General features: G+C 64.4%; 24 protein-coding genes. 11 read left to right on the plus strand and 13 right to left on the minus strand.

Features of this window, described 5'->3' with window-relative positions; translation table 11 throughout:
• Positions 1 to 2: 2 nt before the first annotated feature.
• Complete coding sequence (locus tag AB7290_RS06755) at positions 3 to 209, minus strand: hemin uptake protein HemP (RefSeq protein ID WP_063981151.1); 207 nt, start codon at positions 207 to 209, stop codon at positions 3 to 5.
• A gap of 249 nt (positions 210 to 458) precedes the next feature.
• On the opposite strand from AB7290_RS06755, the gene AB7290_RS06760 reads away from it, so the two are divergent.
• The 6 genes from AB7290_RS06760 to AB7290_RS06785 all read left to right on the plus strand — a co-directional run bounded on the left by AB7290_RS06760 (position 459) and on the right by AB7290_RS06785 (position 5,954).
• A complete protein-coding gene (locus tag AB7290_RS06760) occupies positions 459 to 2,855 on the plus strand; it encodes a TonB-dependent hemoglobin/transferrin/lactoferrin family receptor (protein WP_085398956.1) in 2,397 nt (798 codons plus the stop codon).
• Between the two features lie 136 nt (positions 2,856 to 2,991).
• The gene (locus AB7290_RS06765; protein WP_028151060.1) at positions 2,992 to 3,327 is read left to right on the plus strand and encodes an antibiotic biosynthesis monooxygenase family protein; all 336 of its coding nucleotides are present in this window, start codon (positions 2,992 to 2,994) and stop codon (positions 3,325 to 3,327) included.
• A 30-nt stretch (positions 3,328 to 3,357) separates the two neighbouring features.
• Positions 3,358 to 3,873 carry a heme utilization cystosolic carrier protein HutX gene (gene hutX, locus AB7290_RS06770; protein WP_085398955.1) on the plus strand — a complete coding sequence of 172 codons (516 nt, stop codon included), beginning with the start codon at positions 3,358 to 3,360 and terminating at the stop codon, positions 3,871 to 3,873.
• A 27-nt stretch (positions 3,874 to 3,900) separates the two neighbouring features.
• Positions 3,901 to 4,677, plus strand: coding sequence for a tonB-system energizer ExbB (exbB, locus tag AB7290_RS06775; RefSeq protein ID WP_085398954.1), 777 nt, complete (start codon positions 3,901 to 3,903; stop codon positions 4,675 to 4,677).
• Positions 4,678 to 4,680: 3 nt separating this feature from the next.
• The gene (exbD, locus tag AB7290_RS06780) at positions 4,681 to 5,127 is read left to right on the plus strand and encodes a TonB system transport protein ExbD (protein ID WP_063981157.1); all 447 of its coding nucleotides are present in this window, start codon (positions 4,681 to 4,683) and stop codon (positions 5,125 to 5,127) included.
• A complete protein-coding gene (locus AB7290_RS06785) occupies positions 5,127 to 5,954 on the plus strand; it encodes a TonB family protein (protein WP_085398953.1) in 828 nt (275 codons plus the stop codon). The genes exbD and AB7290_RS06785 overlap by 1 nt, the downstream gene beginning before the upstream one ends.
• A gap of 177 nt (positions 5,955 to 6,131) precedes the next feature.
• Here AB7290_RS06785 and AB7290_RS06790 read toward each other — a convergent pair whose 3' ends face one another.
• The 4 genes from AB7290_RS06790 to AB7290_RS06805 form a co-directional block, all read right to left on the minus strand.
• Entirely contained in the window at positions 6,132 to 7,487 is a 1,356-nt protein-coding gene (locus tag AB7290_RS06790; protein ID WP_085398952.1) for an esterase-like activity of phytase family protein, read from the minus strand.
• Between the two features lie 80 nt (positions 7,488 to 7,567).
• Positions 7,568 to 8,026, minus strand: a complete 459-nt coding sequence (locus tag AB7290_RS06795) for a DUF6130 family protein (protein ID WP_085398951.1) — start codon at positions 8,024 to 8,026, stop codon at positions 7,568 to 7,570.
• A gap of 19 nt (positions 8,027 to 8,045) precedes the next feature.
• A complete protein-coding gene (locus tag AB7290_RS06800) occupies positions 8,046 to 9,053 on the minus strand; it encodes an alpha/beta fold hydrolase (protein WP_085398950.1) in 1,008 nt (335 codons plus the stop codon).
• 54 nt (positions 9,054 to 9,107) lie between these two features.
• Positions 9,108 to 10,079: an MBL fold metallo-hydrolase gene (locus AB7290_RS06805; protein ID WP_085398949.1), complete on the minus strand. Its 972-nt coding sequence runs from the start codon at positions 10,077 to 10,079 to the stop codon at positions 9,108 to 9,110.
• Between the two features lie 141 nt (positions 10,080 to 10,220).
• On the opposite strand from AB7290_RS06805, the gene AB7290_RS06810 reads away from it, so the two are divergent.
• Positions 10,221 to 11,114 carry a LysR family transcriptional regulator gene (locus AB7290_RS06810; RefSeq protein ID WP_085398962.1) on the plus strand — a complete coding sequence of 298 codons (894 nt, stop codon included), beginning with the start codon at positions 10,221 to 10,223 and terminating at the stop codon, positions 11,112 to 11,114.
• 6 nt (positions 11,115 to 11,120) lie between these two features.
• On the opposite strand, the gene AB7290_RS06815 is transcribed toward AB7290_RS06810, so the two are convergent.
• The 4 genes from AB7290_RS06815 to AB7290_RS06830 form a co-directional block, all read right to left on the minus strand.
• Positions 11,121 to 12,020, minus strand: a complete 900-nt coding sequence (locus AB7290_RS06815; RefSeq protein ID WP_085398948.1) for a carbohydrate ABC transporter permease — start codon at positions 12,018 to 12,020, stop codon at positions 11,121 to 11,123.
• Positions 12,013 to 12,969 carry a carbohydrate ABC transporter permease gene (locus AB7290_RS06820; RefSeq protein ID WP_063981164.1) on the minus strand — a complete coding sequence of 319 codons (957 nt, stop codon included), beginning with the start codon at positions 12,967 to 12,969 and terminating at the stop codon, positions 12,013 to 12,015. The genes AB7290_RS06815 and AB7290_RS06820 overlap by 8 nt, the downstream gene beginning before the upstream one ends.
• 168 nt (positions 12,970 to 13,137) lie before the next feature.
• The gene (locus AB7290_RS06825) at positions 13,138 to 14,481 is read right to left on the minus strand and encodes an ABC transporter substrate-binding protein (protein WP_085398947.1); all 1,344 of its coding nucleotides are present in this window, start codon (positions 14,479 to 14,481) and stop codon (positions 13,138 to 13,140) included.
• Positions 14,482 to 14,567: 86 nt separating this feature from the next.
• Complete coding sequence (locus AB7290_RS06830) at positions 14,568 to 15,611, minus strand: C-terminal binding protein (RefSeq protein WP_028151051.1); 1,044 nt, start codon at positions 15,609 to 15,611, stop codon at positions 14,568 to 14,570.
• Positions 15,612 to 15,872: 261 nt separating this feature from the next.
• Here AB7290_RS06830 and AB7290_RS06835 point away from each other — a divergent pair, with 261 nt between their 5' ends.
• Entirely contained in the window at positions 15,873 to 17,558 is a 1,686-nt protein-coding gene (locus AB7290_RS06835) for a methyl-accepting chemotaxis protein (RefSeq protein WP_071909796.1), read from the plus strand.
• 215 nt (positions 17,559 to 17,773) lie between these two features.
• On the opposite strand, the gene AB7290_RS06840 is transcribed toward AB7290_RS06835, so the two are convergent.
• Together AB7290_RS06840 and AB7290_RS06845 are read right to left on the minus strand one after the other, a co-directional pair.
• Entirely contained in the window at positions 17,774 to 18,751 is a 978-nt protein-coding gene (locus tag AB7290_RS06840; RefSeq protein ID WP_028161006.1) for a Bug family tripartite tricarboxylate transporter substrate binding protein, read from the minus strand.
• A 90-nt stretch (positions 18,752 to 18,841) separates the two neighbouring features.
• The gene (locus AB7290_RS06845; RefSeq protein ID WP_085398946.1) at positions 18,842 to 19,777 is read right to left on the minus strand and encodes a DMT family transporter; all 936 of its coding nucleotides are present in this window, start codon (positions 19,775 to 19,777) and stop codon (positions 18,842 to 18,844) included.
• A 105-nt stretch (positions 19,778 to 19,882) separates the two neighbouring features.
• Here AB7290_RS06845 and AB7290_RS06850 point away from each other — a divergent pair, with 105 nt between their 5' ends.
• On the plus strand, positions 19,883 to 20,272 hold the full coding sequence (locus AB7290_RS06850) for a DUF1330 domain-containing protein (RefSeq protein ID WP_201266125.1): 390 nt from the start codon (positions 19,883 to 19,885) through the stop codon (positions 20,270 to 20,272).
• 179 nt (positions 20,273 to 20,451) lie between these two features.
• Here the strand turns inward: AB7290_RS06850 and AB7290_RS06855 are convergent, their stop codons facing one another.
• On the minus strand, positions 20,452 to 21,384 hold the full coding sequence (locus AB7290_RS06855; protein WP_063981169.1) for a DMT family transporter: 933 nt from the start codon (positions 21,382 to 21,384) through the stop codon (positions 20,452 to 20,454).
• A gap of 366 nt (positions 21,385 to 21,750) precedes the next feature.
• On the opposite strand from AB7290_RS06855, the gene AB7290_RS06860 reads away from it, so the two are divergent.
• The gene (locus AB7290_RS06860; RefSeq protein WP_085398944.1) at positions 21,751 to 23,043 is read left to right on the plus strand and encodes an adenylosuccinate synthase; all 1,293 of its coding nucleotides are present in this window, start codon (positions 21,751 to 21,753) and stop codon (positions 23,041 to 23,043) included.
• A gap of 36 nt (positions 23,044 to 23,079) precedes the next feature.
• Positions 23,080 to 24,705 carry a hypothetical protein gene (locus AB7290_RS06865; protein ID WP_085398943.1) on the plus strand — a complete coding sequence of 542 codons (1,626 nt, stop codon included), beginning with the start codon at positions 23,080 to 23,082 and terminating at the stop codon, positions 24,703 to 24,705.
• A gap of 185 nt (positions 24,706 to 24,890) precedes the next feature.
• On the opposite strand, the gene AB7290_RS06870 is transcribed toward AB7290_RS06865, so the two are convergent.
• Positions 24,891 to 25,157, minus strand: coding sequence for a hypothetical protein (locus AB7290_RS06870; protein WP_245343952.1), 267 nt, complete (start codon positions 25,155 to 25,157; stop codon positions 24,891 to 24,893).
• Positions 25,158 to 25,181 lie beyond the last annotated feature (24 nt).

Below are 25,181 nucleotides of genomic sequence, written 5' to 3' on the forward strand. Positions count from 1 at the left end.
GGTTACTTCGTCAGGATCAGCTTGTTCTGCGAGGTCAGGCGAAGGCGATAGGCGTCCTCGCCATGCGCGATGATGATCTCGCGCTCCGCCGCAAACAGCTCGCGGCTGTCGATCCGGCTCCCGCGTATGGTCAAACTTCTCGTTGTTGCAGAAGGGCTTTGTGTCGGCCCTGCCGCATCGCCGCTATTGTCTCCGGACGTTGCTGACATGGTAGGTGTGATGCGCTTTCGAGATTTCAGATGCGTCTTGTTTGTATAAGCGGCATCAGGCGCATTCCAACGGCGGCAATTTACAATCGATATAAACTGCAACCCGATGACATTGACCGTCAGGGTGTTGCCACGTAACCAAATGGAACAATGCGGGCCGGGGGGCCTGCACCAGAGAATAGCCAGCCAGTCGCTCGCCGCGCGAGCGCACGCCAGCCAAACAAGACATATCATGATTGGGTTGGGTGTATGGCTGACGGGGCTAGGTATTCGCGCGCGCTGATTTTGGGCGCGTCGGTGGTTTCAATTGCGGCGGTGTCGCCGGTGAGCAGCTTTGCGCAGACCGCAGATCAAACCGCGCAATCATCCAAGCCGGCGAAGCCCAAGCAGGCCAAGCGCAATCCGGCCAAGCCGCAAGCTGTTCAGCCGCAGCAGGCCAGCACCAGCGTGTGGGATGCGCGCGCGCAGGCGATCGTCGGCGTCCAGGCGCTCGACACCATCACGGCCGCGGCGTCCAAGACCGAAGAGCGCGCGGTCGATGCGCTCGCACCGGTCAGCGTCGTGACGTCGTCGCAGATCCAAAGTCGCCAGGCCAGCACGGTCGGCGATCTCATCTATAATGTGCCGGGCGTATGGGTTCAGAACCGCGGTGACGAGCCGTCGACCTCGATCAATATCCGCGGCCTGCAGGATTTCGGCCGGGTCGCCGTCGTCGTCGACGGCGCGCGGCAGAACTATCAGCGCACGGGCCATTTCGCCAACGGCTCGTTCTTTCTCAACCCCGAGCTGATCAGCGGCATCGACATCGTTCGTGGTCCGACCGCCAACATCTACGGCTCAGGTGCGATCGGCGGCGTGGCGTCGTTCCGCACCAAGGATATCGAGGACGTCGTGCGTGCCGGCGAGCGCTGGGGCGTCGACGTCAAGACCATCCTTGGCAGCAATTACGGACGCGCGCTCGGTTCGGCCTTCGGCGGTGTTCACGTCAATCCGAATGTGGACGTGTTCGCGGGCGGCACCTATTCGACGCAGGAGAGCTACAAAGACGGCACTGGCTTCGAGGTCGCCAATACCGGCAACCGGCTCACCAGCGGTATCGCTAAGCTGACGGTGCGCCCGGCCGACGGGCACGAGATCAAGCTCGGCACCATCTTCCAGGAGGACATCTACAGCGTGGGTCAGCCGCCACGCCGTGCCGGCGATCCCAACTCGACCAATGCGAACGGCGCCAACAACCTGAGCGGCACGTCGATCTACAGGTCCGACGTCAAGAACTACACCACGACGCTCGGCTGGAAATATTCGCAGCCGGATGACCAGTGGTTCGACTGGGATGCGAAGGTCTACTGGAATCGCACCGAGAACGACCAGGTCAAGACCGCGCATACCAGCACGACGCCGTCGGTCTTCTGCGGCGGCGTGCCCGGCAATGCCGTGTCCGGCTGTATCGGCAGCAACCGCGGATATCTGCTCGATACGGTCGGCGTCGACGTGTACAACACCACGCGCTTCGATACCGGCAGCTGGCGTCACGCGGTGACCTACGGACTGGACGCGTTCCAGGACAAGGTGTCGACGCAGGACAGGACCGGCACGTCGGAAGTGACGACGCCTGGCGGTCAGCGCACGGTGTCCGGCGGTTTTGTGCAGTGGAAGGCCAATTACACCTCCATGCTCGAGGTGATCGGCGCGCTTCGTTACGACAATTATCAGCTCTCCTCGGCATCCTCGTCGTCCGGCGGCGACCGTTTGTCGCCGAAGATCACCGTAGGGCTCGTTCCCACGGCGGTCGTGACGCCCTATGTCAGCTACGCCGAAGGTTATCGCGCGCCGTCGATCACGGAAACGCTGGTCAGCGGTCCGCATTCGGGCGCGACGGTCAACGACTCGTTCTTCCGCTGTCCGTCGGGCACGCCGGGTCCGGGCGCGGATTCGACCTTCTGCTTCGTCCCGAATCCGAATCTGCGGCCCGAGGTCGGCAAGAACAAGGAGATCGGCTTCAACATCAAGAAGAACGATCTGTTCACGGCGGGCGATACGCTGCGCGGCAAGATCAACGTGTTCCGCAACGACATCTCCGACTTCATCGATCAGGTCGCCTATGGAAATCCGCTGGTGGTCCCCACCGGCCCGCCGCCGGCGCCCTCCATCACCGTGCTTCCGTTCCTGCAATATCAGAACGTCGCGTCCGCCCGCATCCAGGGTCTCGAGGCCGAGGCGATGTACGACGCGAACACCTGGTTCTTCGGCCTCTCCGGCAGTTACCAGAACGGCAAAAACCTTCAGACGGGATTTGGCCTGTACAGCGTTCCGCCGCAGAAGGTCACGACGACCGCCGGCGTGCGGTTGCTGGACCGGACCCTGATCCTCTCGGTGATGTGGACGTCGGTGATCGCGAACACCGACATTCCGCCGACCTATACGCCGGCGACGTCGTACGATCTCGTCAACCTCTACGCCCAGTATCAGCCGCGGCCCGATCTCACGCTGAACTTCTCGGTCGAAAATCTTCTCAACCAGTACTACCGGCCTTACGCCATTCCGGTCGGCAGCACGGGCGATACGCAAAACGACGTGAAATGGGCGAGCGCCGGCCCCGGGCTCGTGGTCAAGGGAGGCCTGAAGTACCACTTCGGCGGCATCTAAGGAGTACGCCGACGACAGCAAACGGGACGCCGTATTGACCGCCAGAGCCACGCTGATGTCCCAGCGTGGCTTCGGCACGTTCTGAAACATCCGCTCGGCATTCGCCGATCAACAAGACTGACAGGAGAAAAATCTTATGTTCATCGCCATGAATCGTTTCCAGGTGAAGCTCGGCTCGGAAGCTGCTTTCGAGACCGTCTGGCGCACCCGCGAATCCTATCTCGGCAGCATGGCCGGCTTCGTCGAATTCCACCTGCTCAAGGGGCCGCTGCTTGAGGACCACACGCTGTATTCCTCGCACACGGTCTGGGTCGACAAGGCGGCGTTCGAGGCCTGGACGCGGTCGGACGAATTCCGTCGCGCTCACGCGCGCGCCGACAACAAGACCGGCGAAAGCCTCTATCTCGGCCATCCCAAGTTCGAAGGGTTCGAGGTCATCATGACCGAGCGCAAGACGAACGCGGCCGCCTAGATCGCGGCGGATCACGAAAGGGAGCCGGACATGCTGAGCACCGATCTCGCCGATCTCAAGGCGTATATGGCTGACAATCCCGGCGCGGTGATCGAGGACGTTGCGCGCGAGCGCAAGGTCACTCCGCGCGCGGTGATCGAGGCGCTGCCGTCGTCCATGGTGCGCGTTGGTGGCGGCGAGCATTTCGCCGCCGCCATGCAGGACATCGCGGCGTGGGGCGAGGTCACGCTCATCGTGCACACGGATGACGCGATCTTCGAGTTCACGGGCGCGGTCCCGGCGGGCGAGGTCGGCCGCGGCTATTTCAACCTGATGCAGCCGAAGGGATTGCACGGCCACCTCCGCCACGAGCGCTGCGCGGCCTTGGCCTTCGTCGAGCGTCCCTTCATGGGCAAGACCTCGGCTTTCGTCGCCTTCGTCAATGCCGACGGCGGCATCATGTTCAAGGTCTTTGTCGGTCGCGACGAGACCCGGGCGCTGCGGGCGGATCAGCTCGTGCGGTTCCGTCAGCTGGCGGACCGGATCGCGGCGCAGGGCGTGGCATAATTTCCTTCTGCCGATCGGGAGATCAGGATGCAGAGCAATTTCGGGCTTCGGCATGTGATCCTAACAATTGGGCTGGTGCTCGCGCCGGCCCCGGCCTTCGCGATCGACGAAGCGCTGTTGCCGCGCAATCTGTCGCCCTGGGGCATGTTCCTCGGTGCCGACATCATCGTGAAGGTGGTGATGGTCGGGCTCGCCGTCGCTTCGCTGGTGACGTGGACGGTGTGGCTCGCCAAGACCATCGAGCTGCGCCGCAAGAGCGCGCTCGCCGTGCAGCGGACGCGCGCGCTCGAGGGCAGGATGAAGCTGGCGGAGGCGGCGGAGCGGACCGGCGACGCGCATGATGCGGTCGCCCAGCTCATCCAGTCCTGCGCGAAGGAGGCGGAGCTCTCCGGCGGCATTGTCGATGACGGCCTCCAGGAGCGCGTGGCGCTGCGGCTGGAACGGGTCGAGGCGGCGATGTCCAGGCAGATCGCGCGCGGCACCGGCGTGCTCGCGACCATCGGCGCCACCGCGCCGTTCGTCGGGCTGTTCGGCACGGTCTGGGGCATCATGAATTCCTTCATCGGCATCTCCGAGAGCCACACCACGAGCCTTGCAGTGGTCGCGCCCGGCATCGCCGAGGCGCTGCTTGCGACAGCGCTCGGACTCGTCGCGGCTATTCCGGCGGTGGTGATTTACAACCATCTCGTCCGCGGCATCGCCAATTACCGCGCGCTGCTCGGCGACGCCTCGGCGCAGCTCATGCTGTTGGTCAGCCGGCAGCGCGACAACAGAGAGTTCCGCCTGGCGCGGGCGGCGGAGTAGGCCATGGCCGCGAAACTCGGCGCACGCGGGGGATCGCCGCTGAGGCGCGGCGACCCCGGCGATCTCGACGTCACCCATGAGATTAACGTCACGCCGTTCATCGACGTGATGCTGGTGCTGCTGATCATCTTCATGGTGGCGGCCCCGCTTGCCACCGTCGACATCGGCGTCGAGCTGCCGGCCACCGCCGCCGAGCCCGCGCCGCGGCCGGACAAGCCCACCTTCGTGACGGTGAAGCCGGATCTCACGGTGGCCGTCGGCGAGGAGACAATGGCGCGCGAAGGCCTCGTCACGGCGCTCGATGCCGCCACCAAGGGCCGCAAGGACGAGCGCATCTATCTGCGCGCAGACAAGGCTGTCTCTTATGGCGACCTGATGGAAGTGATGAACACCTTGCGCAATGGCGGCTATCTCAAGGTCGCCCTGGTCGGCCTTGACGGACGCAGCTGATGTCGGCGAGCGCTTTTGCCCTGCATGAACCGCTCGGCGAGCGCGAAACCGCGCGCTGGGGTGCATCGGGCGCGGTGATCGTGGCGTTGCATGTCATCGCTGCGGTGATCGCGATGAATTGGGTGCGGTCGCAACCGGAGCAGGGCGTCACCCTGCCTGCGATCATGATCGACATGGCGCCGATCACGTCGGCGCCCGAGGCGACGCCGGACGACGTCGTGCCGGGGCCGGTGATGAAGGAGGCCGATGCCTCACCGCCGGAGCCGATGCAGCGGCAGGCGGTCGAGGAGACCATCGCGCCGACACCGCCGCAGGAGAAGCCCGACGTGGTGGCGCCGCCGGAGCAGAAGCTCGAGCCGACACCGGCCAAGCCGGAGCCCGCGAAAATCGTGCCGCAGGAAAAGCCGGCGCCCGAAAAGCCGAAAGTAGTTCGTCCGGAGGCAAAGAAGCCGTCAGAGGCGCCCCCCGCGCCTCGCACCAGTGCGCCACCGCGCGCCGAGCGGGAGGCACCTGCAGCGTCCGCCATGAGCGCGGGCGCGGTCGCATCGCTGGTTGCGAGTTACAATCAGCGCGTCCGTGCGCATCTGATGCGCCTTCACTCCTATCCGTCCGGCGGCAACGGTCAGCGCGGGCTGGTCCGGGTGAGTTTCACGATCGGCCGTAACGGCCAGGTCACGTCCAGCCGCATCGCTTCGTCCGGCGTTGCCGCGTTCGATGCCAAGGCCACGTCGATGATCCACCAGGCCTCGCCGTTCCCGCCGATCCCGGCGGAGATCAAGAACAGCTCGATGAGCTTTACTGTTCCGGTGGACTTTATCGTGCGGTAGCCCGCTCTTTCTACCTCGCCCCGCGTGCGGGGAGAGGTCGGAATGCGCGCTGAAAGCGCGGATTCCGGGTGAGGGGGACTCTCCGCGAGTCGCACTCCCACCGCCTTCGTGGATGGAGCCCCTCACCCCAGCCCTCTCCCCGTAAGAACGGGAAGAGGGAGAGGAGAGAGCGTCGGCTTACTTCGCCTTCAGGAAATCCGAGACTTCGAGCAGCATGAACTCGTCGTCGTCGGCCTTGTTGGGATCGCGGCTGGACGAGAACGGCAGGTTGTTGTCGTTGCCGACGATGATGTGGGTCTCGTCGACGCGATCGACGTTCTCGATGGTGAAGAACGGGAGGGTGTAGACGCCGTCATTGAGCGGCTTGCGCGCCTTCTTGTCGGGGTCCTGGATCTTCATGAGGTCGATATAGCCGATCTTGCGCACGGGCTTGCCGACATTGGCGTCGGTCAGCTCGATCTTGTAGACGCGCTTGAACTTGGCGATGTCGGGGAAGCAGTTCTCGCCGCGGGTGCCTTGCGGGCAGGCCTTGTCGGCGGTGCCTTCGCCGTTGTCGCGCTCGATGATGAGGCCGGAGGCCTGATCGATCATGTTGAAGTCGCCGATGGCGTTGCCGTTCTGCTCGAACACATACTGCCAGTAGCGGCCGGTGAACTTTTCGGCGGCGACGTCGAATTCGAGGATGCGGGAGGCTTCCTTGCCGTCGACCTTCTCCCAGTCCTTCTTGTCGGCGTCCCACAGCGGGCCCTCGAGCAGGCCGTAGAGGAACTTGCCGTCCTTGGACGACGCAAAGCCCTCATAGCCCTTGGAGCGGCGGAGGTTGACGTTGGTGTAGGTCGCGCCCGGCGCGCCCGGCGTCGCCACGGCCCAGTTGTCCGGCGAGCGCACCGGCTTGCCGTCGGCAACCGTCTCGAACACGCCGAGGATCTTGCCTGATTTGTCGGCCTTCAGGATATAGGGGCCGAACTCGTCGCCGATCCAGAAGGTGTCGCCGATGATCTGGAAACCCTCGGTGTCGAAATCGGAGCCGGTGAGATAACGCTTCTGGGTGTCCTCATGCACGATGCGGAACGGCACCTTCTTGTCGGGATCGTGCAGGAAGATGGTTTCCTGGCGCTCGATCTTGCCGCTGGCCCAATCCATCTTGTAGCGGTTCAGGTACAGCATCGAATCCGGCGAGTTGGCGCGCGCGCCCATGCCGTTGTCGGTGATGACCCAGTAGCTGCCGTCGGACATGTGCTTGATGCCGGAATGGCCCTGCAGCGGCTGGCCCTTGAAGGGCAGCGAGACGCCGGTCGCCCGCTCATAGGACTTGCCCATCACGGTGCCGAGCGCGTCGACGCGCTTGCCGGTGGTGTACTTGCCCGAGGTCTTGAGATCGGCAGGGGCGTCAGCCGGCGCGTCGATGAACGTTGCGGCCGGCATCACCACGTGGCCGGCGAGCTTCGCCGGGAATTCACCCTCGTTCTGTGCAAGCGCGGTGCTCGCGGTGAGAATGATCGTTGCGACGGTGCTGAGAAAAGTCGCGCGCATGTGCGTCTCCTGTTAGTGGACGACGCCTTATGCGGATCGCATGTTGCAGTTTTGTGAAAGCGGGCCAAACGCCGCAGCAGCTATTGTTTCGGCGGTGCCGGAGAGCGCGCCGGAATCTCGAAGCTGATGGTCTTGCTGTCGATCACGCGGTGCGTGGGATCGGCCAACTCGAACAGTACCTTGTGCGGGCCCGGAGGCAGTCCGACCACGATCACGGTCTCGCCACTGGCATCGACAAAATGCCAGGGCGCATCATCGACCGTGATGTGGACGTGACCGATGCGCGGCGACACGTCGAGCGCGCCCTTGCCGAACACCGGCACGATCCGGAGATTTTCCGTGGTGTACTGGATGAAGACGAGGCCCTGCGCCAGTTGTTCGGCCAGCGGTGGATCGACTATCAGGCGGGCGGGCGCCTGCTTGTCGATGGCAACTAGCGGAGAGGGCCCGCGCACGTCGCGGGCGCTTTGGGCGACGGCGGCTGCCGCAAACATTGTGGAGACCGCCAGAGCGGCCACGACGTGGAGGGCCGCGTTCATGTTCGTTCCTTCCAGGTTATCAGGCGATCTTGCGGGCGAGGAAGTCGCGGATCAGCGGAACCATCTCGTCGAACCTGTCCTCGAGCGCGAAATGACCGGTGTTGATCAGGTGAAACTCCACTTGCGGCAGGTCGCGCTTGTAGGGATGGGCGCCGTCGGCCGGGAAGATGAAATCGTTCTTGCCCCAGACGATCAGCGTCGGCGGCTTGTACTTGCGGAAGTAGGCTTGCACCGCGGGATACAGCGGCAGATTGGTCCGGTAATCGTAGAACAGGTCCATCTGGATATCGCTGTTGCCGGGCCGGTCGAGCAGCGCCTGATCTTGTACCCAATTGTCGGGTGAAATCCGACTCACGTCCGACATGCCGTCGGTGTACTGGAATTTCGTCGTTTCCAGCGTGACCAGCTTCATCAATGCCTGTCGGCTGGTATCGGACCCGTCGGCCCAGTATTGCTTGATCGGATTCCAGAACTCCTTCAGCCCTTCGTCATAGGCGTTGCCGTTCTGCACGATCAGGCCGCTGACGCGCTCGGGATGCTTGAGCGCCAGCCGCCAGCCGACCGGGGCGCCGTAATCCATGACGTACATCGCATAGCGGGTGACACCGAGCTGGCCGAGCAGGCCGTCAACGAGTTCGCCGAAGCGATCGAAGGTGTATTTGAACGATGTGCGCGGTGGCATGTCGCTCTGGCCGTAGCCGGGGTAGTCGGGAGCGATCACGTGATAGCGGTCCGCCAGAGCCGGGATCAGGTTGCGAAACATGTGCGAGGAGGTCGGAAAGCCGTGGAGCAGTAGCACCACCGGTGCATCCTTGGGCCCCGCTTCGCGGTAGAAGATCTTGATCCCGTCGACGGATTTGGTTCGATGGTAGACGACCGGATAAGAACCGGTGGTGCCGCGGCTGTCGCGCTGCGGTTTCGCCGATGCATCCGGTGAAGCAGTGGCAACGGCCAATCCGGACAATCCAACGACCAGGCAACGACGATCGATACGGGTTTGTGGCGGCATGACCTCTGCACTTTTCATGTCGATCTCCCTGTCCAGAATCGGTGGCTTTGCGGACGTCAGTCGTCCGCGGCTTCAAACGCCTTGGTAGACAAGCCGGGTGAAGAAGCCGGGGTCGATCACGAACTGCCCCCATATCGCATCGAAGGCCGCGGTCGGTTTGGCGGCCACGGCTTCGTCCCGCGTTCGTCCCTGGCTCTTGAGACGGGCGACGTTGTCGCGGATCGTCACCAGCATGTCGCGAAACGCCTGGAGTTCGGCTCTGTTGCCAACCGGCTTGCCGTGACCGGAGATCACGATCGTATCCTGTCCGGTCGCTGCGAGATTGGCTTCGGAAGCCGCGATCATCCCGTTGATGCTGCCGCCGGTCGAGTAATCGATGAACGGATAGATGCCGTTCCAGAAGGTATCGCCGACATGAACGACGTTGGCTTCTGCAAAGGTGACGGAGATGTCGCTGTCGGTATGCGCGGGCCCGTAATATTTCAGGCCGATCGAGGTTCCGTTGAGTCTGAGCTCATAGGAGCTGGAAAATACGTCGCTGGGGATGCCGCCTGGTCCCAGCGGAAGGAAATTGTAGTCCCAGTCCTCTACGCGCTGAACTTCGAGGAGGTACTTTCGCGTGTTCTCCTGCGCGATGATCCTGGCGCCAGCGGAATGGAGCCATTCGTTGCCATCGGCGTGATCGAAATGCCAGTGGGTGTTGACGAGATGGGTGACGGGATCGGCGCCGAGATCGGCCATCGCTTTGGTGAGCTGGGGACGCGAGACGCGGATGCCGGCATCGACTAAAACCTTGCCGTCGGGACCGGTCAGGACCGCGACATTTCCGCCGGAGCCTTCGAGCACGGCTATGTTGCCTCGGAGTTTGTGCGTGGTGATCGGCGATGTCGCCGCACTGTCCTTGATCAGGCTGACAAGGCCTCGCGCTTCAGCGTAGGCCTGCCGCGGCGAAAGCCAACCGTTAGTAGCGGCAATCGCCGCACCGCTCAGGCAGCAGAGACAGAAATTGCGGCGCGACAGCAGGGCTCTGGTCTCTAACTCCATAGCGTCCTCGATTGACGGCCGGGCGACGGCATTCAAAACGCACGGCGGCTTTGCGCATATCCACCGCGTAGCCGATTGTCGCTGTGGGGAGCAGACGGTATGCTTGAGAAGCACCTTCTCAAGATATGGAAAGCGTATCCGATGGACCGGTTGGAGGCAATGTCGGTGATCGTCGCGGTCACTGAGACAGGAAGCTTTTCAGCCGCTTCGCGGCGCCTCAACACGCCGGTCGCGACAGTCAGCCGCACGGTCGCCGAGCTGGAGGCGCGGTTGAAGGCCCAACTATTTCAGCGATCCTCGCGCCAGATGAAGCTGACCGATGTCGGACGATCCTACATCGAAGCCTGCAAGCGCATTATCGGGCAGGTAGACGACGCGGAGCGCGAGGTCTCCGGCGAGTACAGGATTCCGAAAGGAGATCTCGCGGTCACGTCGCCCTGGGGGCTCGGACACATGCACCTGTTGCCGATCGCGCTCGAATTCATGGATGCCTTTCCAGACATCGCGCTGCGGCTCGTCCTGACCGACCGCATTGTCAACACGGCCGAGGAGAATATCGACATTTCGGTTCGCATCGGCAACCTCCCGGACAGCAACCTGATCGCGACCCGAGTCGGCTCGGTCCGGTTCGTGCTCTGTGCGAGTCCCGGTTATGTTGCCAAGCACGGCCAACCGAAGGTGCCTGCCGATCTGGCTGCTCATGACTGTATCAGTATCGACAGCCTCGCGGCTCAGCGGAACTGGAAGTTCGTCATCGACGGCCGCGAAGTAGCGGTGCCGATCCGGTCGAGATTGACTTTGAGCGACTCCGAGGCTGCGGTCGAAGCCGCGATCGCGGGTGCCGGCATCACTCGCGTCATGTCGTACAAGATGGAAGCCGCACGGCGCGCAGGAAAGCTCGTTTTGATGCTGGAGCCATTCGAACAGGCGCCATGGCCGGTGCATATCGTCTATGCGGAGCGCAAGCCCGAGCCGCTCAAGCTCCGATCTTTTCTCGACTGGGCCACGCCGCGCCTTAAGGAGCGGCTTGCTTAGCTCGTGTTACTCCTTCACCGCGCCGGTCAGCGAGGACACGTAGTAATCGACGAACAGCGAATAGAAGATCGCAACCGGCAGCGAGCCGAGCAGCGAGCCGGCCATCAGCGCGCCCCACTGGTAGACGTCGCCGGTGACGAGCTCGGTCAGGATCGCGACCGGCACGGTCTTGTTGGCGCCGCTCTGGATGAAGGCGAGCGCGTAGATGAACTCGTTCCAGGACAGCGTGAAGGAGAAGATGCCGGCCGAGATCAGCCCGGGCACCGCCAGCGGCAGCGTGATCCGACGCAGGATCTGGAGGCGCGTCGCGCCGTCGACCAGCGCGCATTCCTCGAGCTCGTAGGGAATCGACTTGAAATAGCCGATCAGGAGCCAGGTGCAGAACGGCACCAGGAAGGTCGGATAGACCAGGATCAGCGCCATCGGTGAGTCGAACAGGCCGAACTGCACCACGACGGTGGCGAGCGGAATGAACAGGATCGACGGTGGCACGAGATAGGCGAGATAAATGCCGAGGCCGACATAGGGACTGCCGCGGAAGCGCAGCCGCTCGATGGCGTAGGCGGCGAGCGTGCTCGCGATCAGCGACAGCGTGGTCGAGCCGATCGCAACGATCATCGTTGTCCACAGCCAGCGCGGATAGGCGGTGTCGAACAGCAGGTGCTTGACGTGCGCCAGCGTCGGCGAGGTGATCCAGAACGGGTTGTGATCCTTGAAGTTCATCAGCTCGGCGTTCGGCTTGAACGACGTGATCGCCATCCAGTAGAACGGAAACAGCAGGATCAGCACGAAGCAGCCGAGCGGCAGGTAGATCATCATCAGCCGCCGCAGCCCGGAATCCCAGGCCATGGTATCGGGCGCCGCCTTCGCGTCGGCCACGGCAGTTTGGGCGACGGTATCAGTCATTGCTCTCTCCCTGCTGCCACTTGCGGCGCGCCAGGCCGAAATATGAGAACAGCGTCGCGAACACCAGGAACGGGATCATCGACACCGCGATCGCGGCACCTTCGCCGAGCTCGCCGCCGGCAATGCCGCGCTGGAACGCGAGCGTCGCCAGCAAATGGGTCGAGTTCACCGGGCCGCCGCGGGTGATGGCGTAGACGAGCTGGAAGTCCGTGAAGGTGAAGATGATCGAGAAGGTCATGACGATGGCGAGGATCGGCATCATCATCGGGAAGGTGATGTAGCGGAAGCGCTGCCAGGCGCTGGCGCCGTCGAGCATCGCGGCCTCGTAGAGCGAGGGCGAAATGGTCTGCAGGCCCGCGAGCAGCGAGATCGCGACGAAGGGAATGCCGCGCCAGATATTCGCCGCGATTAGCGAGAAGCGCGCCGGCCAGGGCGCGCCGAGGAAGTCGATGTTGGTGGTGCGCCAATGCAGCACGTCGACCAGCAAATAGGAGATGATCGAGAATTGCGGATCGTAGATCCACCAGAACGCCAGCGCCGAGAGCACCGTCGGCACGATCCAGGGCAGCAGCACGATGGCGCGGAGCAGGCTCTTGAACGGAAAATGGTTGTTGAGCAGCAGCGCGAGCCAGAAGCCGAGCGCGAACTTTCCGAAGGTCGCGACCGCCGTATAGAACACGCTGTAGAACACCGCGCCCCACCAGAGGGGATCGGTGAGCAGATACTGGAAATTCTCAAGGCCCACGAAGACGCCACGTCGGCCGATCGTGGTGTCGGTGAAGGCGAGCCAGATGCCGAGACCGAGCGGGTAGGTGAGGAAGACGGCGAGCAGCCCGATCGCAGGCGCGAGGCACATCACGATCAGGAACGGCTTGTAGTCGAACAGCCGCACCAGCCAGGATTGCTGCCGGTGCGCCAGTACGGGGGAGGAGAGGGTGGTCACGGACATCGGGTCGTTGTCCTGTTCTAGGCTGTTACCACACCGTCATTGCGAGCGAAGCGACTTGTCCGCCGTAGCCTTGGCGAAGGCGGAAGCAATCCAGTCTGCCTCCGCAGTTGCAGTCTGGATTGCTTCGTCGCGTCGGTCCTCGCAATGACGGCCGCGTTGTCGTCGGCGCTACCTCTGCCTGCGGAAGTACCGCTTGCAGCGCTGTTCCGCTTCCGCAGCCGCGGCTTCGGGCGTCGCCGCACCGGTCGCGACCGAGGCGAACATCTGCACCGTCACATAGTCCGCACGCACCGCACCTGTGGCGGTCGAAATCGGACCCTTGTAGCCGGCGTAATACGTGCTGTTCATGGTGTCCCTGAAGATCGCGACCTTGGGATCGCCCTTCCACACCGCCGCATCGGCGTAAGCCGCAAGCGGTTGCGACCAGTAACCGCTGTTGGCGTTGAGCCACGGCTCGTACTGGTCCTTCTCCAGCATGAACTGCAGGAAGGCCTTCGCCGCGTTCGGATACTGGCTGTGCTTGAACACCATGGCGTTCAGCGTCAGTCCCGACATCGGTGAGATCGGTGCAAGGCCCTTCGGCAGCAGCTGATGTTCGGAATCCTCGGCGATCGCCGCGGTCGCCGGATCGTTCTTCAGGGAGAAATACAGCGAGACGCCGTTCGCCGTCAGCCCGATTTCCTGCGAGGAATAGGCGCGATTGTTGCTGACGTCGTTCCAGGACGGCGTACCGGCGATGAAGGTCGGGTAGAGCTCCTTCACGAAATTCAGCGCCGCGATGGTCTCCTTGCTGTTGATGGTGACATTGCCTTCCTCATCCAGCAGCGAGGCATTGTGCGACCACATCATCCAGTCCGCAAAGCCGTTGCCGTCGCCGACGGCATTGCCCAGCGCAAAGCCAGCGGGCTTGCCGGCCTTCTGCAGCTTCTTGCAGAGGTCCAGGAGCCCGGCATGATCGTCCGGCGCCTTGTCGAACCCGACGGATTTGAGGATGGACTTGCGATAGATCAGGGGACCGGCGGTGGCCCCGAACGGCAGCCCGATCCAGGTATCGCTCTTGGCCTTTTTGCCGTAGGCCTTCGCAAGGTTCTGCCAGCCGCCATACTTCTTGCCGAGATAGTCGGCGACGTCGGTCAGCTCGATCAGCTTGTCAACATAGATGTGCGGCGCGTCGGAGAAGCCGATGATGATGTCGGGGCCGGCGCCGGAATTCGAGGTCACCGCGGTCTGCTGGTTGATGTCTTCCCAGCCGACGAAGTCGACCTTGACCTCGACCCCGGTTTCCTTGGTGAATTTGGCTGCGTTGGCGCGGAATACGTCTTCGTCGGCCTGGACGAAGCGCACCGGCCGCAGCATGCGCAAGGACGCGCCCTTCTCGATCGGCAATTTTGGGGCGGGGACGTCCGCGGCCTTGATCGCGGATTGGGCGTGCGCTGCAACACCGGTTGCCGCGAGCGCCGTAGCAGATAGGCCCAGCACCAAGGCATCACGACGCGTGATGTCGTTCCTCATCAGTTCCTCCCTATGATGTCTCCCTTCCCGGCGTTGATCGCCGGTGAAGGGCCGTTCCGATTCCCGGCGCGCTTGGCGCCGGCCGCCTAGCTGTTCGGTCCGCGATCCATGCTGACGGGTTGCCAGCGGCGAAGCGCGGTGTTCTGCAGCACCGACGGATTGACGCAGCTTACCGGCCACATGCCCTGAAGCACCAGTGACAATTCGTAGCCCACCCGGCGCTTGCGCGCCTCGTCGAACCGTGCCGAGGCCGAGGCGACATGGGCGGTCAGCGTCACGTTCTCCATGCTGAGGATGGGATTGTTGTGCGACGGCGGCTCCTTCTCCAGCACGTCGAGGGCGGCATGCGCAATCCAGCCCTCCTGGAGCGCCTTGATCAGGCTTTCCTCGTCAACGGTGGCGCCGCGGCCGGTATTGATGAAGACCGAGCCTTTCTTCATCTGCCGGAAGTGCTTCTCGGTGAGCATGTGATGCACCTCGGGCCTTGCCGGGGCGTGCATCGAGACGAAGTCCGATTGCGACAGCACCTCGTTCAGCGTCGCCGGGATCACGCCATGGTCGTACATCAGCGTTTCCTGGATGAAGGGATCGTAGGCCATCATGCGCAGGCCGAACGGGGCGGCGCGCTTCGCAACTGCACGCGCGACGCGGCCGAACGAGATGAAGCCGAGCGTCTGGCCCATCAGCCGTGGGATCTTCAACAGCGCTGGCCGGCCTTCGGCCCAGCGCCCGTCGCGCACCATCCTGTCCTGCTCGACCAGGCGGCGGAAGCCGGCGAGCAGCAGCATCATGGCGTGGTCGGCGACCTCCTCGATGAAGGTGTCGGGAATGTTGGTGACGGGAATGCCGCGGGCGGTCGCGGCCTTCACGTCGACGCTGTCGACGCCGACCGAGCCGAGCGTGATCACCTTGCAGCTATCAAGTGCGTCGATGATCGACTTGGTGATGGGGATGCCCTTGGCGTAGATGGCATCGGCGTTTTTCGCGGCGGCGATGAACTCGGCCTCATTGGCGGGGGCTTCGACGATCTCGGCATCGATCGGATCGAGCGCCTCGCGCTCGAAGGAATAGTCGCTGCCTGCGACCGTGAAGCTCGCGCCCTTCGGCGTCACCACCCTGTATTTCGGCATTTCCTGCTCCCGATTTGGTCTGTCGGTTCTTGTTGTGACCCGCACCTTGTGGGCGGGCCTTTGCGTCTTTTACGCGAAATCGGAGCGGTCGCGTACAATCGTCGGTTGCCGCTGCGGCGATTTATTCGACTGTTTCGGCCTTCCGTCCGGGCTTCTACGGAGCCGCCCGTAACAGGTTGATAAGAGGTCACACACTAAAAGTTGAATCAAATTTATCGATTCCCTTGCGCGCCCGTATCCCATTGTTGCCGGAGCTGTCCCGTGAAGTTGAGCAATCTGAAGATCGCCCCCAAGCTCGGTATCCTTGTCGGCGTCACCCTGTTCGGCCTTTGCCTCTCCGGTGTTCTCGCCGGCTATCTGATGAAGCGCGAGATGGTGAATGCGCGCATCGACCAGGCCAAGTCGATCGTCGACCTGGGTCGCAACTACGCCGCGGCGCTGAAGAAACGCGTCGATGCCGGCGAGCTGACCAAGGATGCGGCGCTGGCCGACCTTCGCCGCTACGGCAACGCGATGACCTATGACAACGGCTCGGGCTATTTGTTCGGCACGTCCTATGACGGCATCACCCAGCTCGCGCCCGATCCGAAGCAGATCGGCACCAACCGCATGGATGTCGTGACCAACGGCCGCAAGCTCTCCGTCGAGCTGATGGACGGCGTCAAGGCCAACGGCTCGATCCTGCTCTATTATGATTACGTGAAGCCCGGCCAGGAGACGCCGATCAGCAAGATCGGTTACGCCGTCGCGGTGCCCGGTTTCGACATGTATCTCGGCACCGGCGCCTATCTCAGCGACATCGACGCCAAGATGGGCCCGGTCTACTGGCTGCTAGGTCTTGCCATGCTCGGCATCGTCATCGTCGCCGGCGGCGTTGCCTGGCTGATCAGCCGCGGCATCAGTCGCCCGCTGGAGCTGCTCGGCGCCCGCATGAAGGATCTCGCCGACGGCAAGCTCGAGGGTGAGATTCCCGGGGTTGGTCGCGGCGACGAGGTCGGCGCGATGGCCTCGACCGTCCAGATCTTCAAGGACAACGCGGTCCGCATCCGCGGCCTCGAGAAGACCGAGGCCGATGCCAAGGAGCGTGCCGCGGCGGAACGTCGCAGCGCGATGGAGGGCATCGCCAGCGATTTCGAACGCAGCGTCAATGGCATCGTCCGCTCGGTCTCCTCGGCCGCCGCCGGCATGCAGAGCACGGCGCAGTCGATGACCGCGACGGCCAGCGACGCCTCGTCGCGTGCGGCGACGGTCGGCGCCGCCTCGCAAAAAGCCTCCGGCAATGTCGGCACGGTTGCCGCGGCCGCCGAAGAATTGTCGAGCTCGGTTGCGGAAATCTCCCGCCAGGTCACGCGTTCGACCGAAGTCGCGAGCCGGGCCGTCAGCGATGCCGAGCGCACCAACGCCACCGTGCAGGTGCTCTCGACCGGCGCCGAGAAGATCGGCGAGGTCGTCAAGCTGATCCACTCGATTGCGGCGCAGACCAACCTGCTCGCGCTCAACGCCACCATCGAAGCGGCGCGCGCCGGCGAGTCCGGCCGGGGCTTCGCGGTCGTGGCCTCCGAGGTCAAGGCGCTGGCGAACCAGACCGCGAAGGCGACCGAGGAAATCTCCGCCCAGGTCGCGGCGATGCAGACCTCGACCAGCGACGCGGTCACGGCGATCTCCGGCATCACCCAGACCATCGCCGAGATGAGCGAGATCACTGCCGGCATTTCCGCCTCGATCGAGCAGCAGGGCGAAGCGACCCGCGAGATCGCCCGCAACATCCAGTCGGTCGCGGCCGGCTCGAACGAGATCAACGCCAATATCGGCAGCGTCACCTCGGCCGCGGAAGCGACCGGCTCTGCTGCCACCGACGTGCTCACCAACGCCCGCGAGCTGGACAGCCAGTCCGGCGCGCTGCGCAGCGCGGTCGACGGCTTCCTCGCCAAGGTCCGCGCGGCGTAAAGCCGAACGCACGGAATTCGTAGGGTGGGCAAAGGCGCGCAAGCGCCGTGCCCACCTTTTTGCTTTTTCAACTGTTCGGCTGTCATGCCCCGCGAAGGCGGGGCATCCAGTACGCCGCGGCCCATCGGGTCAATCACCAACGTCTCGGAATACTGGATCGCCCGCCCCAGTGCGCAATTGCGCACAAGGCGGGCGATGACACCTTCCTAGACCCCCTACTGCTTCTCGATCTTCGCGTTCGTGATCAGCTTCTCCCACAGCACCAGCTGCTCGTTCACGAACGTGCCGAGCTGCTCCGGCGTGCCGGAGAAGGCGTCCATGCCGAGCGTGGCGAGCTGGGCCTTGATCTCCGGCTTCTCGACGATCTTCCTGATCTCGGCGTTGAGTCTGGTCACGATCTCCTTGGGCATGCCGGCGGGGCCGAAATAGCCCTGCCACGACGAGATGTCGAAATCCGGCACGCCGGCCTCCTGCATCGAGGGCAGGTTCGGCACCAGCGGCGAGCGGTCCTTGGTGGTGACGGCGAGCGCGCGCAGCGCGTTGCCGTTGACGTGGGGCAGGCCGGTCAGGATGTCGACGAACATCATCGAGACGCGGCCGCCCATGACGTCGTTGAGCGCCGGCGGCGAGCTCTTGTAGGGCACGTGCAGGAGATCGAGCCCGGCATTGTGCGCAAAGGTCGCACCCGACACGATCGCCGATGACGAGCCCGACGCGTAGCTCAGCTTGCCCGGATTGGCCTTGCCGTAGGCGACGAGCTCGCCGACGGTCTTGGCCGGCACCTCCGGATGAACCACCAGCATGAAGGGCAGGTCGCCGGTCCGCGCGATCGGAGTAAAATCCTTGACGGGATCGTAGGTCAGGCTCTTGAGCAGGTAGGGATTGGCCGAATGCGTGGTGTTGGTCGTCACCAGCAGCGTGTAGCCGTCGGGGGCGGCGCGCGCGACATAGGTCGCGGCGATCATGCCGTTGGCGCCCGCCTTGTTCTCGATCACGATGCCGACGCCGAGTGCCTGCGACAAATGCTGCGAGATCAGCCGCGTCGTGGTGTCGGTGCCGCTGCCGGCTGCGAACGGCAGCACCAGCGTGATGTTGCGGCTCGGATAATTGTCGGCCTGCGCGGCGGATGCGGCGGCGAGACAAAGTGCGGCTGCGCCGGCCGTGCGCAGAGCGCGGATCAGTGATGACAGCATGTCTGGACGTTCCCTCTTTTTCGTTGGCGGGGAACCTAGCTTCTCTTCGCAAAAATCGGAAGACGGGAGTTTGCGGCCCACCTCGCGGAATTATTTCACCGCAGAACCCTGGCGCGAGGCGAACACGACGCCGGCGAGCACGAGCGCATAGCCGATCAAATGAAACGGCTGGAGTTTTTCGCCGAGCAGGACGATCGCCATCGCCGAGCCGAACACCGGGACCAGATGGAAGAACGGCGCGGCGCGGTTCGGGCCGATCAGCGCCACGCCGCGGTTGAAGAAGAGATAGGCCAGCGTCGATGGAAAGATCAGGATATAACCCAGCGTCGCCAGCGTCACCCCGTCGAGTTGCAGGACACGGCCGCTGAGGGTTTCCCAGATCGCGGCGGGCAGCAGCATCGTCGCGCCACAGAAGGTGGTGAAGGAGAGAAACGAGAGCTGGTGGATCTTCGGCCGCCGCGGGATGAAGGCGGAGTAGAGCCCGAACGCCACCAGCGAAGAGGCGAACATGATGTCGCCCCTGTTGAAGCTGATGCTCGCGAGCGCGGCGAGATCGCCGCGCAGGATGATGATCAGCACGCCGAGAAGCGAGATCGCGATGCCGGCGAGCTGCGCACCCGTCAGCCGCACGCCGAACAGCACCAGCGACCACAGCGCCACGAACAGCGGTCCGGCCGACTGGATCAGCAGCGCGTTCAGCGCCTCCGTGTATTGCATCGCCCAGTACGAGATCGCGTTGTTGAAGGCAAAGCCGACCAGCGACAGGAACAGCATCAGCGGCAGGCTTTTGCGCAAATTCGGCCAGTCGCGCTTCAGATGCGGCCAGGCGAACGGCAACAGGATCAGGAACACGCCGAACCAGCGGATTGTGGTCACCGTCAGCGGCGGCACATGCGCGCCGACATGGCGCGCGAGCACGATGTTGCCCGCCCAGAACAGCGAGCTCAGGCTGAGCAGCAGGTAAGGCTGGTTGTTGAGCCAACTGGCCGGATTCGAGGCCTTTGGCGCGGGCGAAGCAATCGTCATTGGCGTTGGATGCGACCTTGCGCCGGATTCTTGTTGTGACACAAGTCTCGCGGCCGCAAGGCTACAATGCAGGCATGGCTTGAGGAGGTGTCATTGGCGGTTAATATGTTGAACATCGAGGGCCTGGAGCGGCTCGATGCAAATGCGCCGGTGGTGATGCTGAACCTGATGCGTTTTCACCAGCGCTCGCGCGACGGCGACGGTTCGGGCTGGGACGCATATCTTCGTTACAGTGCGATCACAGTGCCCATGATCAGGGCGCGCGGCGGCACGCTGCTGTGGACCGGCGAAGCCAAGGCGGTCGCGCTCGGCCCGCACGATGGCAACGGCTGGGATTTCGTCGCGCTGGTCTATTACCCGACGGTTACGGCTTTCATCGACATGATGACGTCGGAGGCCTACGAGACGCAGGCCGATCCGCATCGCGTCAACGGCTGCGCCGAGCACGTGATCATCGCGACGAACGAAGCGTACAGCAAGTTCAGGATGAAGTAGCGCTGTCGCGCGGCAAGCTCTTCCCCTCTCCCCTTGTGGGAGAGGGTGGCTCGCCGCGACAGCGGCGAGACGGGTGAGGGGTCTCTCTCCGCGAGTCCGCCTCTCGATTTGAGTCTGCGGGAGCAACCCCTCATCCGGCGCTTCGCGCCACCTTCTCCCACAAGGGGAGAAGGAAGAAGCTACGTCGCCTGCTTCCGCGACGCCACGAATACGCCGGCCAGCACCAGCGCGAAGCCGATGAAGTGGAACGCCTGCGGGTGTTCGCCGAGGAACGCCATCGCCATGATCGAGCCGAACACCGGCACGACGTGGAAGAACGGCGCGGCGCGGTTGGCGCCGATCAGGCGCACGCCGCGATTGAAGCAGAGATAGGCGAGCGTCGACGGGAACACCGCGACATAGAACAGCGTCAGCAGGTTCGGCCCGTCGAGCTTCATCACCGGACGCGCGGACAATTCCCAGATCTCGAGCGGGATGAGACAGGCGGCGCCGGCGCCGAAGGTGAAGGCGAGGAACGACAGGCCGTGCATCGGCGGCCGCTTCAGGGTCAGCACCGAATACAGCGCGAAGATGATCAGCGCGACGATGAAGATGAGGTCGCCCTTGTTGAACGCGATGTTCGACAGCGTGGTGAAATCGCCGTGCAGCAGGATCGTCAGCACGCCGCACATCGAGAGGGCCACGCCGAACGCCTGTGCCGCGGTGAGGCGGACGCCGAGGATCGCCAGCGACCACAGTGCCACGACCAGCGGCGCGGCCGACTGGAGCAGCAGCGTGTTGAGTGCCTGGGTATGTTCCAGCGCCCAATATTGCAGCGTGTTGAAGGCGCCGATGCCGGTGATCGACAGCACGATCATCAGGCCGAGCCTGCTGCGGATCGCGGGCCAGTCCTGGGCGAGATGTTTCCAGGCGAACGGCAGCACCAGCAGGAAGGCGAAGGTCCAGCGCAGGAACGACAGCGTCACCGGCGGGATGTGGCCGGCGGCCAGCCGCCCGACAATGGCGTTGCCGGCCCAGCACATCGCGGTGATGCTGAGCAGGAGATATGGCTGGTTGGCGATCCAGCCGTGACTGGATGATTCGGTGCTCGTGGTCTGGCCGGTGGCGGACATTGTGGTTGTTATGGCCCCCGCGTGGAGTACGCCGAGGCACCGGCCCGGCAAGCTCGGGCCGGCTGATAGCCCGGCATGCCCAAAGACACGGAAATCGAAGTGGCATCAACGGGGGGCGGACGCATCGCGACCATGCAGCGGCGGATCAGCCTCGCGCTTTGGCCGAAGCTTACGAAATGGCCATGGAAGGCTTCTGGATTTTACGGGGATATCAAAGGGTTAAAGTGCGTCTTGAGCCCCGAAAAAGCCCCGTTCTTGCTTGCCTAGAGAGGCTGCTTCCTTTATCCGGTTGGCTGCCTCGCGTGCGAACGGCTCCGGCCGTCAGCTGGGCTGGCGCATCTAAAATCTTCAGAGGATTACCCGCGAATGGCCAACGTTGTCGTCGTCGGAGCCCAGTGGGGCGACGAAGGGAAGGGCAAGATCGTCGACTGGTTGTCGGAGCAGGCGGACATCGTCGTCCGCTTCCAGGGCGGTCATAACGCCGGCCACACGCTCGTCATCAACGGCAAGACCTACAAGCTCGCGCTGCTGCCCTCCGGTGTGCTGCGCGACCAGAAGCTGTCGGTGATCGGCAACGGCGTGGTGTTCGATCCGCAGGCCTTCCTCGACGAGGTCACCAAGCTGCGCTCGCAGGGCGTCGCGATCTCGCCGGACAATCTTCGCGTCGCCGAGAACGTCACCCTGATCCTGCCGCTGCACCGTGAGCTCGACGCGCACCGCGAATCCGCCAATGCGGCAACCGCGATCGGCACCACCCGCCGTGGCATCGGACCTGCCTATGAAGACAAGGTCGGCCGCCGCGCCATCCGCCTGATGGACCTCGCCGATCTCGACACCCTCCCGCACAAGATCGACCGGCTGCTGGCGCATCACAATGCGCTGCGCCGCGGCCTCAACCTGCCGGAGTTCGACGGCAAGGTGATCCTGAAGGAATTGACCGCGCTGGCGCCGGAGCTGCTGCCTTATGCCGAGACGGTGTGGCGGCTGCTCGACATCAAGCGGCGCGAAGGCAAGCGCATGCTGTTCGAGGGCGCACAAGGCGCGCTGCTCGACGTCGACCACGGCACCTATCCCTACGTCACCTCGTCCAACACGGTGGCGGCGCAGGCCGCGACCGGCTCGGGCCTCGGCCCCGGTGCGGTCGGCTATGTGCTCGGCCTGTGCAAGGCCTATACGACCCGGGTCGGCCAGGGCCCGTTCCCGACCGAGCAGGACAACGAGACCGGCCGCAAGATCGGCGAGCGTGGCCGCGAGTTCGGCACCAACACCGGCCGTCCGCGCCGCTGCGGCTGGTTCGACGCCGTGCTGGTCCGCCAGGCGGTCCGGACCTGCGGCATCAACGGCCTGGCGCTGACCAAGCTCGACATCCTCGACGGCTTCGACACGATCGAGGTCTGCACCGGCTACAAGCTCGACGGCAAGGAGATCGACCACTTCCCGGCCGGCGAGGGCGCCCAGGCCCGGGTCGAGCCGATCTACGAGACCATCGAGGGCTGGAAGGAGCCGACCGCCAATGCCCGCTCCTGGGCGGACCTGCCGGCCCAGGCCATCAAATATGTCCGCCGGATCGAGGAATTGGTGGGGTGCCCGGTCGCACTGCTTTCCACCAGCCCGGAACGCGAGGATACTATTCTGGTGCAAAATCCGTTTGAGGCTTAACGATATCTTACCGGGACGTGCGCTAGTTGAGTTGAAATGGCTGATTACTATCCGCTGATCGCCCGCGCTATTTCCGCCCTGGACCCCAACGCTCCCGGCGAAAGCCGTCGCGCGCTCTATGAGCGCGCGCGCACGGCCCTGATCGCGCAGCTCCGCAGCGTGCAGCCGCCGCTCTCCGAATCCGAGATCACCCGCGAACGGCTGTCGCTGGAAGAGGCCGTCCGCAAGGTCGAATCGGAGGCCGCCCAGCGCGCCCGGGAGGCCTCGCGCCCCGGTCCCGGTGGCGGCGCCCGCAGCGGCGGCAGCGGGGACGCCTTCCGCCGGGCCAGCACCCGCGCCGCCGAGGGCAACCCGCCGCCGTCTCAGCCGGCCGCTCCACGCACCCGTCCGGCTCCACCGCCGCCGCGTGCCGACCGACCGTCCTTCAATGTCGATGACCAGGGCGACGCCCCGCGTGCGCCGCGGGCCCCGCGTTTCGACGCACCGCGCCAGCCGGGTCCCCCGGCAGCGCCGCCGATGCCGGAGCCGCCGGCTGCTCCGCCGGCCGGACGTGATCGCCCGCCCGGGCGCCGTCCGCCCGACATCGGGCCGCCACCGCCTCAGCCGCCGGCACCGGGCGTACGCGGTTTTCGCGACATCACCGCCGACGTGAACGACCTCGGCGGCGCTGCCGCGCAGGCCAACCGCGCCGCGCGTCGCACCTACGCCAATGTGCCCTCGCCGTCGCCGGAGTTCGACCGGCTGGAGCCGAGCCTGGAAAACCGCGCCGGCGAGCAGGACGCGCCCTATTCCTACGACGAGTCGATCGAGGAGGCCGAGCGCTACACGCCGCAGCCGCCATCGTCGCGTCCGCGCGTCGCGCCCGAGCGCGAAGCCAAGAAGCGCGCCCGCACCGGCTCCGCCTTCCCGTTCAAGAGCGCGATCGCCGTCGGCATCGTGCTCATCCTGGTCGGCGCCGGCATCCTCTGGGGCAAGCCGCTGATCCAGACGGTGAGCGGTCTGTTCAAGTCCTCGCCGACCCAGGTGGTGGAGGCGCCGAAGGATCCGGCCCAGCCGCAGAGCAAGCCCAAGATTCCGGATCGCGTCGGCCAGCCTTCGGCCAGCGACCAGCCGGTCGCGCCGGTGGCGCAGAAGGTCGTGCTCTATGACGAGGATCCGTCCGACCCGAAGGGCAAGCAATATGTCGGCTCGGTGGTGTGGCGGCTCGAGCCGATCAAGGCCTCGGGCAACCAGAAGGCCGACGTCGCCGTGCGCGCCGACATCGAGATCCCCGACCGCAAGTTCAAGATGACGATGTCGTTCCGCCGCAACACCGACTCGTCGCTGCCGGCGAGCCACACCGCGGAATTGACCTTCATCCTGCCGCCGGACTTTCCGGGCGGCAGCATCTCCAACGTGCCGGGCATCCTGATGAAGTCGAACGAGCAGGCGCGCGGCACGCCGCTCGCGGGTCTCGCGGTCAAGGTCACCGACGGCTTCTTCCTGGTCGGCCTCTCCAATGTCGACGCCGACCGCGCCCGTAACGTCCAGCTCCTGAAAGAGCGCTCATGGTTCGACGTGCCGCTGGTCTACGCCAACCAGCGCCGCGCCATCATCGCCATCGAGAAGGGCGCACCCGGCGAGCGCGCCTTCAACGATGCGTTCGCGCAGTGGGGCGACTAGAGCGTTTTCGAGCGAAGTGGATACCGGTTCGCGTCAAGAAAACGCGTCAAAACAAGAATCTAGAGCCCCGTTCCGATTCCATCGGAACGGGAAAGGCTCTAGGGCCGGCGCGTGACCGATCTTCACCTCTCCCGACGAGAGAGGTGAATCGAACTCTCAAGCGATCCGATCGGGATTGAATCGACCTATTGCGCCGCGGCCTCCCGCTTGCGCGCGGCCGCGTGCTCGCGGTCCATCACGGCGCGGCAGCCGGGGCTGACCTGCGCCTTCTTCTGCACCATGCAGGCCCTGACGCGCGAGATGTCGGGAATCTCACTGGAGCACAGCCGCATCGCATCACCTGTGCACATCTGCTGTGCTTCGGACGAGAAGGCGAGTGCGGGCGATGTCTGGAGTACGATGGCGGTGGTTGCGAAAGCGAAGAGCGAAACGATGGTCGTGTAGTGTGTCATGACGAATGCGTCCCCGAGTTCCGT

This window comes from Bradyrhizobium sp. 613_E4_N2_2 (assembly GCF_052075995.1).
GTDB classification, from domain to species: Bacteria; Pseudomonadota; Alphaproteobacteria; order Rhizobiales; family Xanthobacteraceae; genus Bradyrhizobium; species Bradyrhizobium barranii.

What these genes read in the sequence shown, in the direction of transcription:
- AB7290_RS06755 (WP_063981151.1), bottom strand. Translation starts at nt 209, where the DNA reads ATGTCAGCAACGTCCGGAGACAATAGCGGCGATGCGGCAGGGCCGACA.
- AB7290_RS06760 (WP_085398956.1), top strand. Translation starts at nt 459, where the DNA reads ATGGCTGACGGGGCTAGGTATTCGCGCGCGCTGATTTTGGGCGCGTCG.
- AB7290_RS06765 (WP_028151060.1), top strand. Translation starts at nt 2,992, where the DNA reads ATGTTCATCGCCATGAATCGTTTCCAGGTGAAGCTCGGCTCGGAAGCT.
- hutX (WP_085398955.1), top strand. Translation starts at nt 3,358, where the DNA reads ATGCTGAGCACCGATCTCGCCGATCTCAAGGCGTATATGGCTGACAAT.
- exbB (WP_085398954.1), top strand. Translation starts at nt 3,901, where the DNA reads ATGCAGAGCAATTTCGGGCTTCGGCATGTGATCCTAACAATTGGGCTG.
- exbD (WP_063981157.1), top strand. Translation starts at nt 4,681, where the DNA reads ATGGCCGCGAAACTCGGCGCACGCGGGGGATCGCCGCTGAGGCGCGGC.
- AB7290_RS06785 (WP_085398953.1), top strand. Translation starts at nt 5,127, where the DNA reads ATGTCGGCGAGCGCTTTTGCCCTGCATGAACCGCTCGGCGAGCGCGAA.
- AB7290_RS06790 (WP_085398952.1), bottom strand. Translation starts at nt 7,487, where the DNA reads ATGCGCGCGACTTTTCTCAGCACCGTCGCAACGATCATTCTCACCGCG.
- AB7290_RS06795 (WP_085398951.1), bottom strand. Translation starts at nt 8,026, where the DNA reads ATGAACGCGGCCCTCCACGTCGTGGCCGCTCTGGCGGTCTCCACAATG.
- AB7290_RS06800 (WP_085398950.1), bottom strand. Translation starts at nt 9,053, where the DNA reads ATGAAAAGTGCAGAGGTCATGCCGCCACAAACCCGTATCGATCGTCGT.
- AB7290_RS06805 (WP_085398949.1), bottom strand. Translation starts at nt 10,079, where the DNA reads ATGGAGTTAGAGACCAGAGCCCTGCTGTCGCGCCGCAATTTCTGTCTC.
- AB7290_RS06810 (WP_085398962.1), top strand. Translation starts at nt 10,221, where the DNA reads ATGGACCGGTTGGAGGCAATGTCGGTGATCGTCGCGGTCACTGAGACA.
- AB7290_RS06815 (WP_085398948.1), bottom strand. Translation starts at nt 12,020, where the DNA reads ATGACTGATACCGTCGCCCAAACTGCCGTGGCCGACGCGAAGGCGGCG.
- AB7290_RS06820 (WP_063981164.1), bottom strand. Translation starts at nt 12,969, where the DNA reads ATGTCCGTGACCACCCTCTCCTCCCCCGTACTGGCGCACCGGCAGCAA.
- AB7290_RS06825 (WP_085398947.1), bottom strand. Translation starts at nt 14,481, where the DNA reads ATGAGGAACGACATCACGCGTCGTGATGCCTTGGTGCTGGGCCTATCT.
- AB7290_RS06830 (WP_028151051.1), bottom strand. Translation starts at nt 15,611, where the DNA reads ATGCCGAAATACAGGGTGGTGACGCCGAAGGGCGCGAGCTTCACGGTC.
- AB7290_RS06840 (WP_028161006.1), bottom strand. Translation starts at nt 18,751, where the DNA reads ATGCTGTCATCACTGATCCGCGCTCTGCGCACGGCCGGCGCAGCCGCA.
- AB7290_RS06845 (WP_085398946.1), bottom strand. Translation starts at nt 19,777, where the DNA reads ATGACGATTGCTTCGCCCGCGCCAAAGGCCTCGAATCCGGCCAGTTGG.
- AB7290_RS06850 (WP_201266125.1), top strand. Translation starts at nt 19,883, where the DNA reads ATGTTGAACATCGAGGGCCTGGAGCGGCTCGATGCAAATGCGCCGGTG.
- AB7290_RS06855 (WP_063981169.1), bottom strand. Translation starts at nt 21,384, where the DNA reads ATGTCCGCCACCGGCCAGACCACGAGCACCGAATCATCCAGTCACGGC.
- AB7290_RS06860 (WP_085398944.1), top strand. Translation starts at nt 21,751, where the DNA reads ATGGCCAACGTTGTCGTCGTCGGAGCCCAGTGGGGCGACGAAGGGAAG.
- AB7290_RS06865 (WP_085398943.1), top strand. Translation starts at nt 23,080, where the DNA reads ATGGCTGATTACTATCCGCTGATCGCCCGCGCTATTTCCGCCCTGGAC.
- AB7290_RS06870 (WP_245343952.1), bottom strand. Translation starts at nt 25,157, where the DNA reads ATGACACACTACACGACCATCGTTTCGCTCTTCGCTTTCGCAACCACC.